Origin of the sequence: Pseudodesulfovibrio aespoeensis Aspo-2 (assembly GCF_000176915.2) — a bacterium.
In the GTDB taxonomy this organism is placed as follows: domain Bacteria; phylum Desulfobacterota; class Desulfovibrionia; order Desulfovibrionales; family Desulfovibrionaceae; genus Pseudodesulfovibrio; species Pseudodesulfovibrio aespoeensis.
Genome location: NC_014844.1, coordinates 48,278 through 66,459, shown reverse-complemented (window position 1 = coordinate 66,459; position 18,182 = coordinate 48,278). Strand labels below are relative to the sequence as shown.

Below are 18,182 nucleotides of genomic sequence, written 5' to 3'. Positions count from 1 at the left end.
GACTACAGCCGGGGGAGTAGACTACCCCCCCCCGGATGAAAGGCAACTCTATGCGGAATTTGAAGATTTTTCTTTTGTTATTGGTTCTTGGAGGGATGCTGTTTTATAACTCGAATTGGTTTCAATCCATTTTTCTGCCAGAGCGTTTTTATAAGGACATTTTCAACGCACCATTCGATGTGACAAAAAATGGAGAGTCCATTTCAATCCCATTGAAATACAAGTATAAAACATGTTATGCACTTGAGATAGCCGTTCCAGATAAAGACTTGTTTCACAACAGTGAGCCTGGCAACGGCCTTTTGAAATACAGCTTTGTATCCAATGGCCGGGTGATTGCCGAAGGACTGACTTATCCTCCAAACAGTCTTCACATGGCACTGTATCGTGGAATTACATCTATAATAATCTTGGTTTTCGATCTCCCATTTAATAGTGAAGGCGATAGTTTAACCTTGGATCTTGAAGTCATTGAACCCATGAGGTTCTTGGAGCCATTTTCCGGCAAGATACACTGTAAAGTCAGCCCGAGCTATGACGCCAAACTTGGCAAATGCCACGGTGAATCGACACGAATAGTGCATTAGAACAACCGCCTCCAGGCCGCCGGAAACAACAGCTACACCCACGACAAGCAGGGGATGCGCATCCTCTGGAACAGCGGCGGCAACTACAAGCGCTATGAGTACACCCCGGACCACCGCCTGCTCCGGGCCACCCGCGAATGGGACGGCACGGTCTTCGAGTTCGCCCACCACGACGACGGCCAGGTCTTCACTCTCCACTACGACCAGATCGCCTCCCTGCGCGCGGTTGCCGACCATCGCGGCAACGTGATACAGGAAACCCTGTACGACCCCTTTGGCGGCATCATCGAGTCCACCAATCCGGCCCTGCGCATCCCGCTGGGCTTCGCGGGCGCCTTGCACGACCGGGACTTGGGCTTTGTCCGCTTCGGGTGGAGGGACAAATCCGCAGGACAGCGGATTTGGACGTTGCGGTCTTCCGCAACGCCCCGAAGGGGTGAGGGCCAGGGACGGCCCGAATCACTATGATACCTTCACTGGCAGGTGGACCGCACCCGATCCTTTGGGCGATGCAGGCGGCGACCCGGACTTGTACGGGTATTGTCTGGATGACCCGGTGAACGGGGTTGATCCGCTGGGTCTGTTCCGATTTGGAAAAAGGCCATTGAATTTTCTGCCGGATAGCTGGCACTGGATCAGGACGGATGGCTCGACAACCGATAAGGGGAACTACAAACTAAAGCCTGGGCGCGGTTTCCATGAAGGCGCGTTTGGCGACACTGTGGGGCTCTTTGAGGATGTTTTGCGGTTTGATGATAATACGTGGCTATCCCCTTGCCTCCGCATAGGTGACTGGGGTTGCATGTCCACCGCTACAAGCGGTCACAGCCTTGTCCGGGCCCACATTCCCTCCCGATCAAGGGGATGCCTGGGAATCAGATGCGTCAGCCCTGGGAGTTCATTGACATCCCTTGCCGCTTGAACCAGAAAAGGCAGACTGACCCTGTCAGGCAACCCGCAGCCACGGAGCCGACCATGAGCGACATCAGAATGGAATCGGACAGCCTCGGCCCGGTCGAAGTGCCGGCAGACCGCCTCTGGGGGGCGCAGACCCAGCGCGCCCTAATCCTCTTCGCCATTGGCCGCGAGCCCATGCCCCCGGAGATGGTCGAATCCTTTGCCCTGGTCAAGAAGGTGTGCGCCCAGGCCAATGCGCTGGCTGGCCACCTTGCCCCGGACCTTGCCGCGCTCATTGTCCGGGTCTGCGACGAGATCCTGGACGGCAAGCACCGGGACATGTTCCCTCTGCCAGTCTGGATCTCTGGGAGCGGCACCCAGTACAACATGAACGTCAACGAGGTCATCGCCAACCGCGCTTCGCAACTCTCGGACAGGCCGCTCGGCTCAAACGATCCGGTCCACCCCAACGACCACGCCAACATGAGCCAGTCCACCAACGACGTGTTTCCAACGGCCATGCATGTGGCCTCGGCCCTGGCCGCGACCCGCTCCCTGCTGCCCGTTGCCCGCCGTTTCCGCGACACCTTGGCCGCCAGGGCGCGGGAGTGGACGCAGGTGGTCAAGATCGGGCGCACCCATATGCAGGACGCCACCCCCCTGACCCTGGGCCAGGAATTCTCCGGCTACGCGGCCATGATCGATCAGGGCGCGGCCCGCATCGAGACGGCCCTGGCAGAGGTGCTGCGCCTGCCCCTGGGCGGCACTGCCGTGGGCACGGGCGTCAACGCCCATCCCGGCTTTGACGTCGAGACCACGGCTCTCCTGGCCGGACTGACCGGTCTGGCCTTCACACCCGCGCCCAACAAGTTCGCGGCCCAGGGCAGCCACGACGCGCTGGTCCACCTCTCGGGCGCGTTCAAGGCCCTGGCCGGATCGCTGCACAAGATCGCCTGCGACATCCGGCTGCTCGGATCGGGCCCGCGCGCCGGGCTGGGCGAGCTGATCCTCCCGGCCAACGAGCCCGGCTCGTCCATCATGCCCGGCAAGGTCAACCCCACCCAGTGCGAGGCCCTGACCATGGTCTGCATGCAGGTGGTGGCCAACGACGCTGCCGTGACTCTGGGCGGCATGGCCGGAACCCTGGAGATGAACGCCAGCAAGCCCCTGATCATCCACAACATCATGACCTCCATCCGGTTGCTGGCCGACGCCATGGAGAGCTTTCGCACCCACCTGCTCGACGGGCTCACGGCTGACCATACGCGCATCGCCGAACATGTGGAGCGCTCCCTGATGCTGGTCACGGCCCTCAGCCCGCAGATCGGCTACGAGAACGCGGCCCGCATCGCCCATCACGCTCATGCCGAGAACATCACCCTGCGCGAGGCCGCCCTGGCCCTCAAACTGATCGACGAGGCGGATTTCGACCGCCTCATTGACCCGGCCCGCATGATCGCGCCCCAGGCCGACTAGGCAAAAAGGGCAAAGACCGTGGCCCCGACCATGACGGCCACCAGGGCGATGTTGACGCAGACGAGCATGGAGCCGGAGCGCAGGGTGCGCATGAGCACGGACCCGGCCCAGCCCCACAGGCTGTGAAACGACACCTGGAAGACGAAAAAGGTGGGGATGAACACCGCCAGTTGGGAGAGCAGCCCCACGGACGGGTCGGCCAACTGGCTGAAGCCGACCACGGACATGGCCCAGCTCTTGGGGTTGAGCGGGTGGATGAACACCCCTTCCACAAAGGTGAACCGGCGCGCCTCCCTGCCCTCGGCCAGTTGCATGCGCAGGAGCTTCCAGGCCAGGTAGAAGATGTAGGCCAGACCCACGATCTTCATGGCCCAGGCCGCCCTTGGCGAGGCCATGAACAGCCCGCCCAGGCCGAATCCCACCAGCGTGTTCAGGCAGAGCATGCCCACGGTGGTGCCTGCCAGAAATGGCAGCGCGGAGCGGAATCCGGTGGCCTGACCGATGGCCATCATGGTCAGGTTGCCGATGCCGGGAGTGCCGGTCATCACGATCACGAACAGGACAAAGGCGGCATAGGTCTCAAGGGTCATGGCGTACGCTCCGTGGGGACGGGCGCGGGCGCGCCATCCCCCTGCTATCGGTGAAGGGACTGACTCACGCTTGTATGGTTGACATTGTATGGCGTCAATGAATACATTGTATGCATGACAACCTGGACCCCTGCCCTGGCCCGCGACACCGGGTCGCTCTTCCTTGAGCTGGCAGACGCCATCGAGCGCGACGTGACCGGCGGCGTCCTGCGTCCGGGCCAACGGCTGCCGCCCCACCGCGAGCTGGCCGACGCGCTGGGCATCAATGTCTCCACGGTGACGCGCGGCTACCGCGAGGCCGAGCGGCGCGGGCTGCTCTCGGCCACGGTGGGCCGGGGCACCTTTGTGGCCTCGGACGCGGCCACGGCCACGTCCATGGTCGCCTTTGAGCCAAGCGCGCCCGGCATGCTCGAAATGGGGCTGATCACCCCGCTGCACTTTCTTGACCCGGACGTGAGCGAGGGATTCCGGCGCATTGCCCGGCGCATGGACCCGCGCGCGTTCATGCGCTACTCCGAGCCGCGCGGCCTGCCCGAGCACCGGGCAGCAGGTGCGCGCTGGGCCGCCCGCTACGGCATGGAGGCCGGACCCGAAGAGATCATCGTCTGCGCCGGGGCGCAGCACGCCCTGACCTGCATCCTGGCCGGGCTCTTGCGCAGCGGCGACCGAATCGCCACGGACGCGCTGACCTATCCCGGTCTCAAGACCCTGGCCGCCATGCTCGGCATCCGGCTAGTGCCCATCCCCATGGACGAGGAAGGCATGACCCCTGCCGGGCTGGACACGGCCTGTCGGCGCGACGCCATCCGGGCCGTGTACCTCATGCCCGGCGTGCACAACCCGACCACGGCCAGCATGTCCAATGCGCGGCGCGACGCCATTGCCGCCGTGGCTGCGGCCCACGACCTGCTCATCATCGAGGACGACGCCTATGACCTGACCCATCCGGGCGAAGCCGCCCCGGTGGGCAGCCGCGACCGCGAGCGGTCGGTCTATGTGGCGGGCATGTCCAAGGCCCTGGCCGCCGGGCTGCGCGTGGCCTTCATCGTGGCCCCCAGAAAGCTGCTCAAGCCCCTGGCCCAGGCCGTGCTCAACACTGTCTGGATGACCCCGCCCCTGAATGTGGAACTGGCCGCCATGTGGATCGGCGACGGCACGGCGGACGCGGTCCTGGCCGCCAAGCGCGCCGAGGCCGCGCGCCGCTACATGGAGGCGTGCGACCTGCTGGAGGGGCTGCGCTTCCGGGGCAAGCCGAGCGGCTTCTACCTCTGGCTCGACCTGCCCGCGCCCTGGACCGGCGCCCGGTTCGAGGCCGAGGCCGCCAAGGCCGGGGTCAGCGTGTTCGGCGCCCAGCGCTTCGTGGTGGGCGAGAGCGCACCCCCGGCAGCGGCCCGCATCTCCCTGACCGGCACCGAGCGCATGGCCGACCTGACCCACGGCCTGACCGTGATCAGAGATTTGCTCCTGCCGGACGCATAGCGAGCTATTCAATCTGCAATAGCCTGTCTTCAATCATTCTTTTTTTGGAACACCCTGTCAGGGGAATCGGGACGCGCGACCGGGATCAGCCTGAAGCCTGCGCCTTCGACCCGACCAGAACGCGGTGCGGCTCAGCCAGGACACGGCGCGCCCCGGCCACCAGGGCGCGGGTGAACCGGGTCAGGACGGATGTTTCCAGGTTCCAGCAATGCCAGTGCAAGGACACGGTGAAGGCGTGACCGGGCAGGAGGTCCACCAGTTCGCCGCGCCCCACCGGCCCGTGTGCCTGCTCGTCCGGCAGCATGCCGCAGACCCGGCCCGACCCGATGGCCGGGGCAAATTGCTCGGACGAGGGCAGGTAAAAGGGCGTGTAGCCGGACGGCTCGCTCCCCAGGGCCTGGGCCAGCAGGGCGGCGTGCATCACGTCCTTGCGGTTGAAGATGAGCATGGGCGCGCGCTCCACACCCTCGCGGGTCACGCCGGACGCGAACCAGCGCGATTGGTAAGCCGGAGTGCCATACAATCTGTAGTGCATCTCGCCCAACACATGGACCGAGCACCCCTGCATGGGCTCGGCCCGGTCGCTGATGCAGCCCAGCACCTCGCCGTTGCGCAGCAGGGCGTGGGTCTGGGCCTGATCGTCAACGCGCAGGTCCAGCAGCACTGGCTCGGAATCCAGGAATCCGTCCACCACCGGGAAAAACCAGGTGGCCAGACTGTCTGCATTGATGCCCACGGCCAGGGTGGCGAACCCGGAGGATTCCAGCCCCAGCCGGGCGGACAAGCCCTCCTCCAGGTGGTGCACCTGCCGGTACAGGGTGAGCATCCCGCGCCCGGCATCGGTCGGCCTGGGCGGCGACGCGCGCACCAGCAGGACGCACCCGGCCAGCTCCTCCAGCAGGCGGATGCGCTGGGACACGGCGGACTGGGTCAGCCCCAGGACGCGCCCCGCCTTCTCGAACCCGCCTTCAGCCACCACCACGGCCAGGGCTTCCACAAGTTTGTAGTCCAGCATGCCCGATCATTAGCAAAATTCATGCATGATGAAAACAATGAGTTTCCCTTACGCGCCAATGCGGCATAGAGGAGAGGAAATCAGCAGGGGGAATGATCGCATGACACCGTTTTTTCAGGGATTTGCCATGGGCGGCGGGCTCATCGTGGCCATTGGCGCGCAAAACGCCTTTGTGCTCACCCAGGGGGTACGGCGCAACCACCATCTGGCCGTGGCCGGGGTGTGCATTGTCTGCGACGGACTGCTCATCGGCCTGGGCGTGTCCGGCGTGGGCGCGCTGGTGGCGGCCAGTCCGTCCTTGGGCGCGGCAGCGGCCTGGGCCGGGGCCGCCTTCCTGGCGTGGTACGGTCTGGGCGCACTGCGCGCAGCCATCCGGGGCAACACCCTGGCTGCGGACACGGAGTCGGGCATGAGCCTTGAGCGCACCCTGGCCCTGACCCTGGCCGTGACCCTGCTCAACCCTCATGTCTACCTTGACACCGTGGTCCTCATGGGCTCGCTCTCAGGCCGGTTCGAGGGCCTGGGCCGGTACGTCTTCGGCCTGGGCGCGGTGGCAGCCTCCACGGTCTGGTTCATGGCCTTGAGCCTGGGCGGAGGACTGCTCGCCCCGCTCTTCCGCCGCCCGGTCACCTGGCGCGTCCTCGACTCCCTGGTCTGCCTGACCATGTGGACCATCGCCGCCTCGCTCATCCGGTCCACCCTGGCATGAACAGTCGGCTATGTGCCCAGCACTTTGGCCCTGAATAGCCGACTATTTGATTTGCAACATAATGAATTTGTTCGACTGATTCAAATTCTGCCTTGCTCGCTGCCCCTGTTGCGGGCGACCCTTCATTTTCCCTCCCGGCTGGCGTATGCTCGTCCGCAGACCTGAGAGGAATCCGCCATGCGCGCACCCCATCACCACACAGCCCGGACTGCGACCCATCCCCCGTCCATTTTCAAGAACGCGCCCGGCAAGGACCGCGATCCTAACCAGGCCACTCCCGACAACGCGCCTGATCCGGGGTCAAACCCTGGCACGGCGCGTCCTGTGCTTGTGTGCCGCACCTGCCGCACCATGGTGACCCGCCCGGAGCTGTCTGTGGAGGTGGACGGCTCCCATCGCCATGTCTTTTTCAACCCTCACGGTCTTGTCTTTGACCTGGGTTGCTTTGCCTCGGCCCGCAATGTGCTGCCCACAGGGCCAAAGACCGACGAGTTCACTTGGTTCGCCGGATACGCATGGCAGGCCGTGGTCTGCGCCGGGTGCGCCGGACTGCTCGGCTGGCGCTACACCGGCCAGGGCCACGCCTTTTTCGGCCTGATCCTGCCCGCGCTGATCGAGGCGGACGAGGACCATTCCTGACGGCCTGAAGGGAAATTCCTGGGCCAAGGCGGTTGCGCTGGCCTGCAAAAATGCGCTAGTTTTGGCGGGAACAGGCCAGGCACGAGCCCAACCGCAACTCGAAAGCAGGTGACATGTCCACGCACAAACTCCGCGCCATATACAAGCAACTTGCCGACAAGATTGACGACTCAAATGAAAAGGCCCTGTTCGAAATCAAGGAGCTGAAGGAAGACCTCAACGAACTGCAACGGCATCTTTCGGGTCGCAAGAAGACCACCGACGTGCAGCCGGACGACATCCTGCGCTCTGCCTACGAGATTTCCCAGCGCATGCGCGACATGCGGGAGCGGCGCGCCATCCTGGCCGAGATGGAATGCGTGGCTGCCGAGACCGAGGCCCTGGAATACCTCGAATCTCGCGGGGCCAAGCTCTTGACCCGGCCAGTGGGCTGGCATTTCCAGACTTCTGCCGAGCGGCTCCTGCTCCATGCGGACGACGCGGTCGAGGCCGCTGCCGAGCTGCGCAGGCTTCTGGCTGCGGGCAAACGCCTCAAACGGACGGCAAAAAAGAAGAAGCAGGCGTGAACAACACCGCCCGGCCTTGACTTTTCCGCACGGGTACGCATCTCTGTGCTGTCCCGAGAACCCCAAAACAACGGAATCATCCATGTTCAAACGCTTTTTCTCGGCCCTCGCGGCCCTTGTTGTTGTCATGTCCCTGGCCGGGTGCGGCTACAACGCCCTGCAGCAGCAGGAGGAAACGGTCTTTGCCGCCTGGGGCGACCTGGAGGCCACCCTGCAACGCCGCGCCGACCTGATCCCCAACCTCGTGGAGACGGTCAAGGGAGCCGCTGCCCATGAGCGCGAGACCCTCCAGGCGGTCATCGACGCCCGGGCCAAGGCCACCCAGATGACGCTCTCGCCCGAGATGCTGACCGACAAGCAGGCCCTTGCCAACTTCCAGGCGGCCCAGGGCGAGATATCCTCTGCCCTGTCGCGGCTGATGGTGGTGGTGGAGCGGTATCCCGACCTCAAGGCGAACCAGAACTATCTCGCCCTCCAGCACCAGCTCGAAGGCACGGAAAACCGCATCAACGTGGCTCGCCAGCGGTACAACGACGCAGTCCGGGCCTTCAACGGCTCCATCCGCAGCTTCCCCAACTCGCTGACCAACTCCCTGCTGCTCCACCTGGAGCGCAAGGAATTCTTCCAGGCCGATCCCGGAGCCAAGGCCGCGCCCGCTGTCAGCTTTGGCACGCAGTCCTGACGGAGGCATGGTGCGCTCACTGCTCGCAACCATTCTGTGCGCGGCATGGCTGACGCTCTGCGCGTCCGGGGCCTCGGCCCTTGACGTGCCGCCCTTTGCCGGGCGGATCACGGACACGGCCAACATGATGGCCCCGGCCACCCGGCAGGCCCTGGACTCCCTGCTGGCCGATCTGGAGAGCACGGACTCCACCCAGGTGGCCGTGCTCACCGTGCCGTCCCTGGAAGGCGACTCCCTGGAGGCGTTCTCCATCCGCGTGGCCGACACCTGGAAGGTGGGACAGGCCAAGGAGGACAACGGCGTCATCCTCATCGTCAGCCAGGCCGAGCGGCAAGTGCGCATCGAGGTGGGCTACGGCCTTGAGGGCGTGCTCACCGATGTCATGGCCGGGCAGATCATCGACTCGATCATCATCCCCCACTTTCGGGCCGGGGACTTTGACGGCGGGTTCATGGCCGGGGCCACGGCCATTGCCCAGGCTGTGCGCGGCGAGTTTGTCGCGCCGACCGGCACAGGCTCGCGCGGCAAGGGCTCGGTCCTGCCCCTGATCGTGCTGCCCATGCTCCTGATCATCTTTGCCACCGAGCTGTTCGGACGCGGCAAGCGGGCATCCTTGAGCCGCGACCAACAGGCCACGGGCCGCTCCGGCGTCGGCTCCGCAGCCTCGGCCCTGTTCCTGCTCTCTATGCTCGGCGGTTCCCATCGCGGCGGCGGGGGCGGCCTTGGCGGCGGGGGCGGATTCGGTGGATTCGGCGGCGGCGGATTCGGCGGCGGCGGCGCGTCCGGCGGCTGGTAAACATCAAGGACAGACCATGACCACTCTCGCACAGACCTTGCTGACCAAGGAAGAGCAGGACGCCCAGAAGGCCTGCGTCAAGGACGTGGAAACGCGCACCTCCGGCGAGATCGTGCCGGTGATCGCCTCTTGCAGCTACGACTACCCCCGTGCCAGCCATCTGGGCGGGCTGATGCTCGCCATCCTGGCCGCCCTGGCCGGGGTCACCCTGCTGGGCCGCGACGACATGTGGACCTTTCTCGCCCTGTTCCTTGGCCTCTATCTTGTCCTCTCGCGGCTGCTGGCCGCTCTGCCGGCCCTGAAAAAGCCCTTCATCACCAGGAGCGAGATGCGCGCCGAGGTGGAGGAGGCGGCTGTCACGGCCTTTTACCTCAACGGACTGCACCGCACCCGCGACCTGACCGGCATCATCATCTACGTCTCGGTCTATGAGCGCTGCGTCCAGGTGCTGGCCGACAAGGGCATCAACGACAAGGTGGACCCCAGGGTCTGGGAAGAGGTGGTGGCCATGGTCACCGAGGGCATCCGCCAGGGGCATCCCGGCGAGGCCCTGTGCCAAGGCGTGGCCCGCTGCGGCGAGCTTATCGCCGAGCATTTCCCCATCAAGGCCGACGACACCGACGAACTGCCCAACCTGATCATCGACGGCGAGGCCCGCTAGCCGCCCTTGACGCGACCGCCCTGCCAGGGCGGAAATTCACCGAAGAGTCACCGCGCCTTCGCCAAACAGTCACCTGTGGCTGGTCTTCTGGATCAAAGGAGACCCGCCATGTGCAATGCCGTTTTTCTGGCCGCGTTTCTCGCCATCGCCCTTGCCGGGCTCACCCTGCTGCGCTGCACCCGGAGCGCGAGCCCCAATGCGCTGATGCTGACCCGCGCCCTGGCCAGCCTGGAAGGACCGGACTGCGAAACGCCCGGCGATGAAGACCTGTACGAGACGGCCTGCGTCACAGGCCGCGACGCCCTGCCCTGCCCGTCCTGACCAGCCCCGACAGACTGACCCGGCGAGGCTGGCACGGCAGCGGGAATTGGTGTACTGACTCCCGGAGCGTAGTTGTTCCGCCGTCATCCACCCTTTGCCACAGGCCGCCATGACCCACCGCCTCCTCGACGCATTCCGCCATCTCGTCCGCAAGAACCTGCTGCTGCTCGGCATTCTCGGCGCCATTTGGCTGAGCATGCACCACCCGGTTCCCGAGTCGATCCTTGGCGCCTTTGATGTCAACGCCCCGCTGGTGGCCCTGATCTTCGCCATCCAGGGGCTGCACATGTCTTTTAAGGGCTGCGGCAGGATTCGCGACTATGCGGCCATGATCGGGGTGGCCGCCCTGGTCTCGGTGGTCTGCTATCCCCTGCTGGCCGCCGGGCTGTCCGCGCTTTTCGGCCTGGAGGCCGACTTCCACATCGGGTTCATCCTCCTGGCCAGCCTGCCCACCTCGCTGGAGGCGGCCATGGCCATGGCCGCCAGCGCCGGGGGCGATCCGCTGACAGCGGTCATTCTGCTCGTCTCCCTCAACCTCATCGGCATCGCCACCATCCCGGCCAACATCGCCCTGTGGGTGGGGGGCGCGGCCCATGTCAGCGAAATGGCCGTGCTGCAAAACCTGCTCTTCTACCTCTTCATCCCGGCCATCGCCGGGCAGCTGTTGCGCCGGGCGTTCCCCACCCTGCCCGCCCGGACAGAGCGCATGACCCGGCACGTGCCCATGGTCTGCATCGTCATCCTGGTCTACACCTCCTGCTCCAGCGAATCCGCCCTGTTCCACTCTCTGCGCCTCAGTGACCTCGCGCACATCATCATCCCCTGCGTCCTGCTCCATGTGATCATGGTCGGCGCGGCCCATGTGGCGAGCCGCAAGTGGCTGCGCATGGAGATTCCGGCCTCGCGCTCGTTCCTGTTCATCACCGCCGAAAAGCCCATGTCCCTGTCCGTGGCCCTGTGGAGCATGACCTACGCGGCCCATCACCCCCTGGCCATCTTCCCCATCCTCGTCTTCTATGTCTGCCAGGTGGTCTTTGACAGCGCCCTGGTGGCGGGCATGCTCCGCAACGACCTGACCAAAGCCGAAGCCGCCACGCAGCGCAACACCGCAACGGACTGACCCGGTCTGCGGATACCGCGATTGTTGCGGATGGGATGGATGGAGCGGCTATTCCGGGAGTTGCGGATAGTTGTGGTCCGCCGTGGAAACGCCAAGAAAGACGCGCCAGCCGGACGTTTTGGCGTGGTCTAGAAGAACGCTTCGAGGATGTTGTCGATCTGCTCGCAGTACCGGTCCGCAGCCGCGACCAGCACGGTCTCGGCGTCAAGGCCGAGCAGTTCCCAGGCGTCTTCGTCCACGTCCGGCACCACATACATGCCCCCCTGGGCGATCTCCACCGCATTGGTCAGGCAGTCGGCCACATGGACGATGGCCGGTTCGAGCGGATTGGGAAATTCCATGGGATTGTGGTGGTAGTTGATCATGTCCGCCAGCTCCTCCGGGAACTTCCAGGCCGCAAGCAGCGGGCGGCTGATGTCGGTGTGGGTGAAGTCCATGACCGCGCGCTCGGCCTCCACCAGGGGGATGGAGTTCTCACGGGCAAAGAGCATGGCCTCGGTGGAGGCGTAGGGCAGTTTCTTGAACAGGATCAGCCTGCCCACGTCGTGGAGCAGCCCGGCGATGAAGCTGCGCTCCGGCGAGATGCCAACCTGGGTTCCGGCCAGGATCTTGGCAAAGATGCCACAGGTGATGGAGTGCCGCCAGAAGGTGCGCATATCCACCAGTTCGTGAGGGATATCCTTGAAATAATTGATGGCCGAAATGCCCAGGGCCAGGGTGGAGAGCTCCTTGGCCCCCACCAGGGTCACGGCCCGGCTGATGGAGTCGATGGGCTGGGACAGGCCGTAGAGCGGGCTGTTGACCAGCTTGATGAGCTTGGCCGACAGGCTCATGTCCGTGCCCACCACCTTGGCGATGCGGGCCGACGAGGCGCTCTCGTCCTCCAGCACCTCCCTGATGCGGAAATAGATGTCCGGAAAACTCGCCAGCTCGGTCTCGTGCCTAGCGATGGTTTCGGGCGTGCCCATGCCTTTGAGGAAGATATCCTGCATGTGCTCGACGCTGGCCGCCCGGCGGGTATTCGCGTCCGGCAGCTGCCATCCCTTGGACACGGCCTCGCCGGTCATTTCGAGGGCCATGCGGAACATGGCGATGACCGGCGCGCTGTCCGGGTTGGCATAGAGGAAGAAGCCCCTGACATACTCCTCGATTTCCCTGAGGGTCTCGGGCGGCAGCTCGCTCGCCGGAGGTTCTACCTCGGCACCCGACACCCCGACGCGCCGGAGCAGCTCAATGTGCCGGGCCTCCAGAGGTGTGCCGGACCTGAAGAGCAGCCTGCCGTCGGCAGACTTCAGGTCGCCGGACAGAACCATGCCGGCGGTCAGTTGATCAAGGGGTGTGAGAGCCAAAACATTTCCTCCGTGCAGGCACTGACTGCCTAGCCTTCCTTCAGGTACGCGATGGTTCCGGGGTGGTAAACGGGCTTGAACGAGGACGAGACCTTGTGCAGTGTCTCGGAATGGCCAAGCATCAGATACCCGCCGGGCAGGAGGTTGTCGTAGAACGAACTGACCACCTTCCGCTTCATGGCGTCATCAAAGTAAATTACCACATTCCGGCAGAAAACGATATGCGAACGCGGAACCCGCTTCAAGGCCAGGGGGTCGTTCAGGTTCATCTCCTGAAAGGTGACGATCCGGGCCACTTCGGGCTTGATCTTCCAGCCGCTCGGCGAGTTGACAAAATATTTCTGCCGGATGTCGTCGGGCGTGGTCTTGAAGGCGTAGTCGGCGTACACGCCTTCCCTGGCCCGCTCGACCATGGCCCTGGACAGGTCCACGGCGGTGATGGCAATACGCCAGCGGGCGATTTCGGCGCGCAGGGTCTCGTGCAGGAGGATGGACAGGGTGTACGGCTCCTCGCCCGACGAACACCCGGCGGACCAGATGTTCAGCTCCAGCCGCCCCGCCTTGCGCTGGGCGTCGAGCACCTCCTTGAGCACCTTGTCCTGGAACGCTTCCAGCTGCTTGCCGTCGCGGCAGAAGCTCGTCTCGTTGGTGGTCACCAGCTCAAAGAGCGTTGCCAGCTCTTCATTCTTGCGCATATCGAACTTGAGATACTTGATGTAGTCGGCGAATCCGGGCAGGCCCAGGTCGTTCAACCGCTTGGAAAAACGACTCTCAAAGAGATACTTGCGCTTGATGTCCACGAAAATGCCGCATTTTTCGTAAATGAAGTCGCGCAACTGCATGAACTCGGCGTCGGAAATTCCGACACTTTTACGCAGTGATATGGCGTTGGAAAAAAGCGATCCCATCCACGTTGTCCTTGTGCCCGGAGTGAGCCGCCTTGTGCCGGACGGCCCCGGGAAAAGCTATGGGGAGCCACCTGCCATGGCAATTATATTCACGCAACCGCCTGTGACACATACCATGCTTCGGCTCCTGCGGGGAGTCTCTTTCGGTAACAGGGCGTTTTTGCTCGGTCAACGGACAAAGCAGCCGCGACACCGGCGCGCCGGGTCACAGCCCGCCTGCCGGGCCATAGGTCTTGACCGGCTCCGCCCCGGTCAGGGCGCGGATCACACCCCCGGCCAGGGCCGCCATCTCCTCGTCGCCAGTGACCACCTCCACCGGGCCGAGATAGCCGACCATCCTCATAATTTCATGGACAAGTTGCGCGCTGCGGGCCAACCCGCCCGTAAGCACTACCGCGGCCACGGTCACGCGCCCGGCCTCGTCCGCCAGGGCCGGGGCCAGGGAGCCGATGTGCCGGGAAACCCCGTAGGCCAGGGCCTGGAACAGGGTGCGCGCCTGGTCGTCGTTTTCGCCCATGCGCCGGACGACCTCGCGCAGGTCGTTGGTGCCCAGGTGGGCGAAAAGCCCGCCCTCGCGCAGCACGGCCCGCTTGAGCGTGGCCGGGGTCTGCTCCCCGCGCTCAAGCATCTCCAGCACCGGCACAAGCGGCAGTCCGCCCGTGCGCTCGGGCGAGAACGGCCCCTCGCCGTCCAGGGCGTTGACCACCTCCACCACCCGCCCGCGCCGGTGCGCGCCGATGGAGATGCCCCCGCCCATGTGGCAGACGATGAAATCCGCCTCACCATAAGCCACGCCGAGCCGGGCCGCCGCAGTGCGCGCCGCGCCACGCTGGCTCAGGGCGTGGAACAGGCTGCGGCGGCGGATATCCGGCAGGCCGGTAATCCGGGCCACGTCTGCCAGCTCGTCCGTGACCACCGGGTCGACGATGTACGCGCCCACCCCGGCCCGTCGTGCCACCTCGCGCGCCAGGGACGCGCCCAGGTTGCAGGCGTGCTCGCCGTAACGGGCCGATTGCAGATCATCGAGCATTGCGTCGGACACTTCGTAAACACCGCCCTCCATGGGACGCAGCAGCCCACCACGGCCAGCCACGCCATCCAGAGTGCCGGGATCAATGCGCCCGTCGGCCAGGGCCGTTTCCACGGCAGCCAGCCGGTAGGCGAACTGGTCCGCGACATGGGGGAATCGGGCGATCTCGGCCTTGTCGTGCTGGAACTCGCGCGAGAACACGGCCTGTCCGCCCGCATACAGGGCCAGCCGGGTGGAGGTGGAGCCGGGATTGATGACAAATATCCGCAGGGGGTGCCCGTCTTTGCGCCGTGCTTTCCCGCTCTTCATGCGCGTGTCCGGCGGGCCAGCAGGCTGGCCAGGGCAATGGAGAGAAATTTGCTGGCATTGGAATCGCCGCGCGACGGGACCACCACCGGCACCAGGCTGCCCACCACCACGGCGGCCATGACGCAGCCGCAGAACACGGACAGGGACTTGTAGAGGATGTTGCCCGCCTCGATGTTGGGGGTGACCAGAATGTCGGCGCACCCGGCCACCGGGCTTTCGAACCGCTTGCAGGCCGCGATTTCGCCGGACAGGGCCAGATCCAGGGAGAGCGGTCCGGCCACCACCGCATCGCCGAACTCGCCCCTGGCCGCCATCTTGGTCAGGATATCGGCGTCCAGCGTGGCGGGCATGGCCGGGTAGTTGACCTTCTCCGTGGCCGCCAGAATGGCGACACGCGGCCTGTCCATGCCCAGGCAGCGGGCCACATCCAAGGCGTTCCTGAGGATGTCCGCCTTGCGTTGCAGGTTGGGATTGATGTTCACGCCCGGATCGGTCATGAGCATCAGCCGCCCGTCCAGGGGCGACTCGAAGACCGCCACATGGCTGAGGATGCGCGAGGGATGGGGCACGCCGGTTTCCTTGTCCAGCACCCCCTTGAGCAGGGTGACCGTGGGCACCAGCCCCTTCATGATCAGCTGGGCCTCCCCCTGGCGAAACAGGCGCACGGCCTCGGCCACGGCCTGCTGGTCGTCGCCCATGTCAATGGAGCGAAAGGGGGAGATGTCCAGACCGCGCGCATCGGCGATGCGCCGGGTGGCGTCCAGGTCGCCGATGAGGATAGGCTCGGCAATGCCGCGCTCAAAGGCCTCGATCCCGGCCCGGAGCACAAACCCCTCGGCTGACCGGGCAATGGCCACCCTGGGCATGGTCCCGCCCGGCCCGTGGCTGCGGGCGGCGCGCACCAGCGCGTCCAGGCTGGCGATGGGCGCGTTGTTGCTGGTCACGGACCACTCCGCCATGGACTATTCGTCCCCGCGCTTGAGGGCGATCATGCCCGAGCGGCACATGGACTTGATGCCATAGGGCTTGAGCATGTGGATGAGCCCCTCGACCCGCTCCTGGTCGCCGGCCATCTCCACGGTGATGGTCTCCTGGCCCATGCCCACCACGCTGGCCCGGAAGACCTCAAAGACCTGCATCAGCTGGGCTGTGCGCTCAGGGTCCATGACCACCTTGACCAGAACCAGCTCGCGGTCCACGAAATCCTTGCGCGACAGGTCGTCCACCTGGATGATGGTCTCAAGCCCCTCCAGATAGCGGCTGATCTCGTCCAGGGCCGCGTTGTCCCCCTCGATGCAGGCAACGATGCGGGAGACCTGGGGGTTTTCCGTCTCCCCGGCGGCCAGGGACAGAATGTTGGCCGCATAGCGGCTGAACTCCGTGGCCATCTTGGCAAGCACGCCCGGCTCGTTGCGGGCCAGGGCGGAAATGGTGCGTTTCAAGGGCTTCTCCTCGGTTTGACAGGCTGCGGGGCCATGCCCCTCCCTCCCCGTGATTATCCCAAGCCGGGCAAAATGAAAAGCCGCCCGACAACGGCATGGGCAGGAACCCCGGCAAGGGCCGCGCCACGCACGCCAGAGGTGGCAACGGACCGCGAAATGGTGTACGCTGGCTTGAACATGGTACACTATCTGCGCGAAAAACGGTGGTTCCTCATCACCCTGGTCATCCAGGCGGCCATGCTCCTCGCGCCCGCACCAGAGGGGATTTCGCCCCAAGGATGGCGGGTGCTGATCATGACCGTCGGCGCCACCATCCTGTTCGTCACCGAGCCCATCCCCCTGCCTGCCGTGGCCCTGCTCATCATCCTGGGCCAGGTCTTCCTGCTCGATCTCGATTCGTCGCTGGTGGCCAGCTCGCTGATGAAGGATTCGGTCCTGTTCATCATGGGCTCGCTCATGCTGGCCGTGGCCCTGGTCAAGCAGAAGCTCGACAAGCGGCTTGCCCTGCTCATCGTCAGTATTACGGGATCGAATACATATAACATAGCGTTTGGTATTTCGATCTTTTCCGGCATCCTGGCCTCGTTCGTCGGCGAGCACACGGTGGCGGCCATGATGCTGCCCGTGGCCCTGTCCCTGCTCCAGCTGGCCACGGACGACGAGGACAAACGACGCGGACTGGCCGTGATCCTGCTCTTTTCCATCTCCTACGCCTGCGCCATGGCGGGCATCGGCACCCCGTCGGGCGGGGCGCGCAACGCCATCATGATCGACTACCTGCGCGACTTCTTTTTTGTGGCCGACGATCCGGCCACCCATGTCTTCAGCGTCAGCTATCTCAAGTGGATGATCTACGCCTACCCGGTCTTCCTGGTCCAGCTGCCCCTGATGCACCTGATCCTGCGCCGGACCTTCAAAACCGACATGGCGGACCTCGGCCCGGCTGTGGACACGCTCAAGGCGCAGGTGGGCGAGGAGGGCGCGCTGACCGGACAGCATTATCTGGCCATCGGGCTCTTCCTGCTGACCCTGGTGGGCTGGGTGGGGTTTTCGTCCGAGGTGGGCATGGGCACCATCGCCATCCTCGGGGCCACCCTGTTTCTGGTCACCGGGCTGGTCCGCTGGCAGGACATCAACTCGGGCGTCAACTGGGGCGTGGTCCTGCTCTATGCCGCAGCCATATCCCTGGGCGTGCAGATGCGCGACACCGGGGCCGCGGCCTGGCTGGCCGGGCTGTTCATGGACGGGCTGGCCCCGCTGGGCATGGACCGGGGCATCGGCCTGCTGGCCGCAGTCATGATCCTGACAACCCTGCTGACCAACACCATGAGCAACGGGGCTGCCGTGGCCGTGCTCGGCCCCATTGTCCTGTCCATTGCCATGGAGTCCGGGAGCAACCCTTTGGCCGTGGGCATGACCACGGCCATGTCCAGCGCCTTTGCCTATTTCACGGTCATCGGCACCCCGGCCTCGACCATTGTCCATTCGTCCGGCTACCTGCGCTCCTCGGACTTCATGCGGGTGGGCTGGCGCATGGCGCTCATGTCCTTTGCCGTGCTACTGCTGGCGTCGAAACTGTACTGGCCCCTGGTCGGGCTGTAAGGAG

The 18,182-nt window shown here is 64.8% G+C and carries 21 protein-coding genes; 14 read left to right on the top strand and 7 right to left on the bottom strand.

All coding sequences use genetic code 11. The features are described 5' to 3' along the window. Positions 1 to 50: 50 nt before the first annotated feature. Genes DAES_RS17130 through DAES_RS00290 form a run of 4 tightly spaced genes read left to right on the top strand, consistent with a single transcriptional unit; the run spans position 51 to position 2,960 of the window. Positions 51 to 587 (top strand): hypothetical protein, encoded by a 537-nt coding sequence (locus tag DAES_RS17130; RefSeq protein ID WP_013513026.1) that lies wholly within the window; start codon positions 51 to 53, stop codon positions 585 to 587. 54 nt (positions 588 to 641) lie between these two features. Beyond that, entirely contained in the window at positions 642 to 1,055 is a 414-nt protein-coding gene (locus tag DAES_RS17870) for an RHS repeat domain-containing protein (protein WP_013513025.1), read from the top strand. Beyond that, the gene (locus DAES_RS17865; RefSeq protein WP_236608433.1) at positions 1,024 to 1,509 is read left to right on the top strand and encodes an RHS repeat-associated core domain-containing protein; all 486 of its coding nucleotides are present in this window, start codon (positions 1,024 to 1,026) and stop codon (positions 1,507 to 1,509) included. Before DAES_RS17870 ends, DAES_RS17865 begins: the two co-directional genes overlap by 32 nt. A gap of 53 nt (positions 1,510 to 1,562) precedes the next feature. After that, positions 1,563 to 2,960, top strand: a complete 1,398-nt coding sequence (locus DAES_RS00290; protein WP_013513024.1) for a class II fumarate hydratase — start codon at positions 1,563 to 1,565, stop codon at positions 2,958 to 2,960. Here DAES_RS00290 and DAES_RS00285 read toward each other — a convergent pair. Beyond that, the gene (locus DAES_RS00285; protein ID WP_013513023.1) at positions 2,957 to 3,550 is read right to left on the bottom strand and encodes a LysE family translocator; all 594 of its coding nucleotides are present in this window, start codon (positions 3,548 to 3,550) and stop codon (positions 2,957 to 2,959) included. The two genes, DAES_RS00290 and DAES_RS00285, sit on opposite strands and share 4 nt — an antisense overlap. A 114-nt stretch (positions 3,551 to 3,664) precedes the next feature. Here DAES_RS00285 and DAES_RS00280 point away from each other — a divergent pair, with 114 nt between their 5' ends. Beyond that, entirely contained in the window at positions 3,665 to 5,029 is a 1,365-nt protein-coding gene (locus DAES_RS00280; protein ID WP_013513022.1) for an aminotransferase-like domain-containing protein, read from the top strand. 85 nt (positions 5,030 to 5,114) lie between these two features. Here the strand turns inward: DAES_RS00280 and DAES_RS00275 are convergent, their stop codons facing one another. Continuing rightward, the gene (locus tag DAES_RS00275; protein ID WP_013513021.1) at positions 5,115 to 6,044 is read right to left on the bottom strand and encodes a LysR family transcriptional regulator ArgP; all 930 of its coding nucleotides are present in this window, start codon (positions 6,042 to 6,044) and stop codon (positions 5,115 to 5,117) included. Positions 6,045 to 6,144: 100 nt separating this feature from the next. On the opposite strand from DAES_RS00275, the gene DAES_RS00270 reads away from it, so the two are divergent. From DAES_RS00270 to DAES_RS00235, 8 genes are all read left to right on the top strand, one after another. Next, positions 6,145 to 6,753: a LysE/ArgO family amino acid transporter gene (locus tag DAES_RS00270; RefSeq protein ID WP_013513020.1), complete on the top strand. Its 609-nt coding sequence runs from the start codon at positions 6,145 to 6,147 to the stop codon at positions 6,751 to 6,753. Between the two features lie 177 nt (positions 6,754 to 6,930). After that, positions 6,931 to 7,392 carry a cereblon family protein gene (locus DAES_RS00265; RefSeq protein ID WP_013513019.1) on the top strand — a complete coding sequence of 154 codons (462 nt, stop codon included), beginning with the start codon at positions 6,931 to 6,933 and terminating at the stop codon, positions 7,390 to 7,392. 113 nt (positions 7,393 to 7,505) lie between these two features. Continuing rightward, on the top strand, positions 7,506 to 7,958 hold the full coding sequence (locus tag DAES_RS00260; RefSeq protein WP_013513018.1) for a hypothetical protein: 453 nt from the start codon (positions 7,506 to 7,508) through the stop codon (positions 7,956 to 7,958). A gap of 82 nt (positions 7,959 to 8,040) precedes the next feature. Beyond that, positions 8,041 to 8,640 carry a LemA family protein gene (locus tag DAES_RS00255; protein ID WP_013513017.1) on the top strand — a complete coding sequence of 200 codons (600 nt, stop codon included), beginning with the start codon at positions 8,041 to 8,043 and terminating at the stop codon, positions 8,638 to 8,640. A 7-nt stretch (positions 8,641 to 8,647) separates the two neighbouring features. Continuing rightward, positions 8,648 to 9,436 (top strand): TPM domain-containing protein, encoded by a 789-nt coding sequence (locus DAES_RS00250; RefSeq protein ID WP_041271288.1) that lies wholly within the window; start codon positions 8,648 to 8,650, stop codon positions 9,434 to 9,436. A 16-nt stretch (positions 9,437 to 9,452) separates the two neighbouring features. Then, positions 9,453 to 10,097 (top strand): TPM domain-containing protein, encoded by a 645-nt coding sequence (locus DAES_RS00245; RefSeq protein ID WP_013513015.1) that lies wholly within the window; start codon positions 9,453 to 9,455, stop codon positions 10,095 to 10,097. Positions 10,098 to 10,205: 108 nt separating this feature from the next. Then, positions 10,206 to 10,418, top strand: coding sequence for an electron transport complex, RnfABCDGE type, subunit B (locus DAES_RS00240; protein WP_013513014.1), 213 nt, complete (start codon positions 10,206 to 10,208; stop codon positions 10,416 to 10,418). A 109-nt stretch (positions 10,419 to 10,527) separates the two neighbouring features. Further along, a complete protein-coding gene (locus tag DAES_RS00235) occupies positions 10,528 to 11,538 on the top strand; it encodes a bile acid:sodium symporter family protein (RefSeq protein WP_013513013.1) in 1,011 nt (336 codons plus the stop codon). Positions 11,539 to 11,666: 128 nt separating this feature from the next. Here the strand turns inward: DAES_RS00235 and DAES_RS00230 are convergent, their stop codons facing one another. From DAES_RS00230 to ilvN, 5 genes are all read right to left on the bottom strand, one after another. Continuing rightward, on the bottom strand, positions 11,667 to 12,887 hold the full coding sequence (locus DAES_RS00230; RefSeq protein ID WP_013513012.1) for an HDOD domain-containing protein: 1,221 nt from the start codon (positions 12,885 to 12,887) through the stop codon (positions 11,667 to 11,669). Positions 12,888 to 12,916: 29 nt separating this feature from the next. Next, positions 12,917 to 13,795 carry a CheR family methyltransferase gene (locus DAES_RS00225; protein WP_013513011.1) on the bottom strand — a complete coding sequence of 293 codons (879 nt, stop codon included), beginning with the start codon at positions 13,793 to 13,795 and terminating at the stop codon, positions 12,917 to 12,919. Between the two features lie 205 nt (positions 13,796 to 14,000). Beyond that, positions 14,001 to 15,134 carry a butyrate kinase gene (buk, locus tag DAES_RS00220; protein ID WP_013513010.1) on the bottom strand — a complete coding sequence of 378 codons (1,134 nt, stop codon included), beginning with the start codon at positions 15,132 to 15,134 and terminating at the stop codon, positions 14,001 to 14,003. Further along, a complete protein-coding gene (locus DAES_RS00215; protein ID WP_013513009.1) occupies positions 15,131 to 16,093 on the bottom strand; it encodes a phosphate acyltransferase in 963 nt (320 codons plus the stop codon). The genes buk and DAES_RS00215 overlap by 4 nt, the downstream gene beginning before the upstream one ends. 3 nt (positions 16,094 to 16,096) lie before the next feature. After that, positions 16,097 to 16,576 carry an acetolactate synthase small subunit gene (gene ilvN / locus DAES_RS00210; protein WP_013513008.1) on the bottom strand — a complete coding sequence of 160 codons (480 nt, stop codon included), beginning with the start codon at positions 16,574 to 16,576 and terminating at the stop codon, positions 16,097 to 16,099. 177 nt (positions 16,577 to 16,753) lie between these two features. Here ilvN and DAES_RS00205 point away from each other — a divergent pair, with 177 nt between their 5' ends. Next, positions 16,754 to 18,178, top strand: coding sequence for an SLC13 family permease (locus DAES_RS00205; protein ID WP_041271496.1), 1,425 nt, complete (start codon positions 16,754 to 16,756; stop codon positions 18,176 to 18,178). Positions 18,179 to 18,182: the final 4 nt, after the last annotated feature.

Coding starts and splice junctions, on each gene's coding strand:
- DAES_RS00255 (WP_013513017.1), top strand. CDS start 8,041: ATGTTCAAACGCTTTTTCTCGGCCCTCGCGGCCCTTGTTGTTGTCATG.
- DAES_RS00240 (WP_013513014.1), top strand. CDS start 10,206: ATGTGCAATGCCGTTTTTCTGGCCGCGTTTCTCGCCATCGCCCTTGCC.
- DAES_RS00250 (WP_041271288.1), top strand. CDS start 8,648: ATGGTGCGCTCACTGCTCGCAACCATTCTGTGCGCGGCATGGCTGACG.
- DAES_RS00245 (WP_013513015.1), top strand. CDS start 9,453: ATGACCACTCTCGCACAGACCTTGCTGACCAAGGAAGAGCAGGACGCC.
- DAES_RS00265 (WP_013513019.1), top strand. CDS start 6,931: ATGCGCGCACCCCATCACCACACAGCCCGGACTGCGACCCATCCCCCG.
- DAES_RS00225 (WP_013513011.1), bottom strand. CDS start 13,795: ATGGGATCGCTTTTTTCCAACGCCATATCACTGCGTAAAAGTGTCGGA.
- DAES_RS00275 (WP_013513021.1), bottom strand. CDS start 6,044: ATGCTGGACTACAAACTTGTGGAAGCCCTGGCCGTGGTGGTGGCTGAA.
- DAES_RS00235 (WP_013513013.1), top strand. CDS start 10,528: ATGACCCACCGCCTCCTCGACGCATTCCGCCATCTCGTCCGCAAGAAC.
- DAES_RS00205 (WP_041271496.1), top strand. CDS start 16,754: ATGGTACACTATCTGCGCGAAAAACGGTGGTTCCTCATCACCCTGGTC.
- buk (WP_013513010.1), bottom strand. CDS start 15,134: ATGAAGAGCGGGAAAGCACGGCGCAAAGACGGGCACCCCCTGCGGATA.
- DAES_RS17870 (WP_013513025.1), top strand. CDS start 642: ATGCGCATCCTCTGGAACAGCGGCGGCAACTACAAGCGCTATGAGTAC.
- DAES_RS00290 (WP_013513024.1), top strand. CDS start 1,563: ATGAGCGACATCAGAATGGAATCGGACAGCCTCGGCCCGGTCGAAGTG.
- DAES_RS00215 (WP_013513009.1), bottom strand. CDS start 16,093: ATGGCGGAGTGGTCCGTGACCAGCAACAACGCGCCCATCGCCAGCCTG.
- DAES_RS00260 (WP_013513018.1), top strand. CDS start 7,506: ATGTCCACGCACAAACTCCGCGCCATATACAAGCAACTTGCCGACAAG.
- DAES_RS00270 (WP_013513020.1), top strand. CDS start 6,145: ATGACACCGTTTTTTCAGGGATTTGCCATGGGCGGCGGGCTCATCGTG.
- DAES_RS00280 (WP_013513022.1), top strand. CDS start 3,665: ATGACAACCTGGACCCCTGCCCTGGCCCGCGACACCGGGTCGCTCTTC.
- DAES_RS17130 (WP_013513026.1), top strand. CDS start 51: ATGCGGAATTTGAAGATTTTTCTTTTGTTATTGGTTCTTGGAGGGATG.
- DAES_RS00285 (WP_013513023.1), bottom strand. CDS start 3,550: ATGACCCTTGAGACCTATGCCGCCTTTGTCCTGTTCGTGATCGTGATG.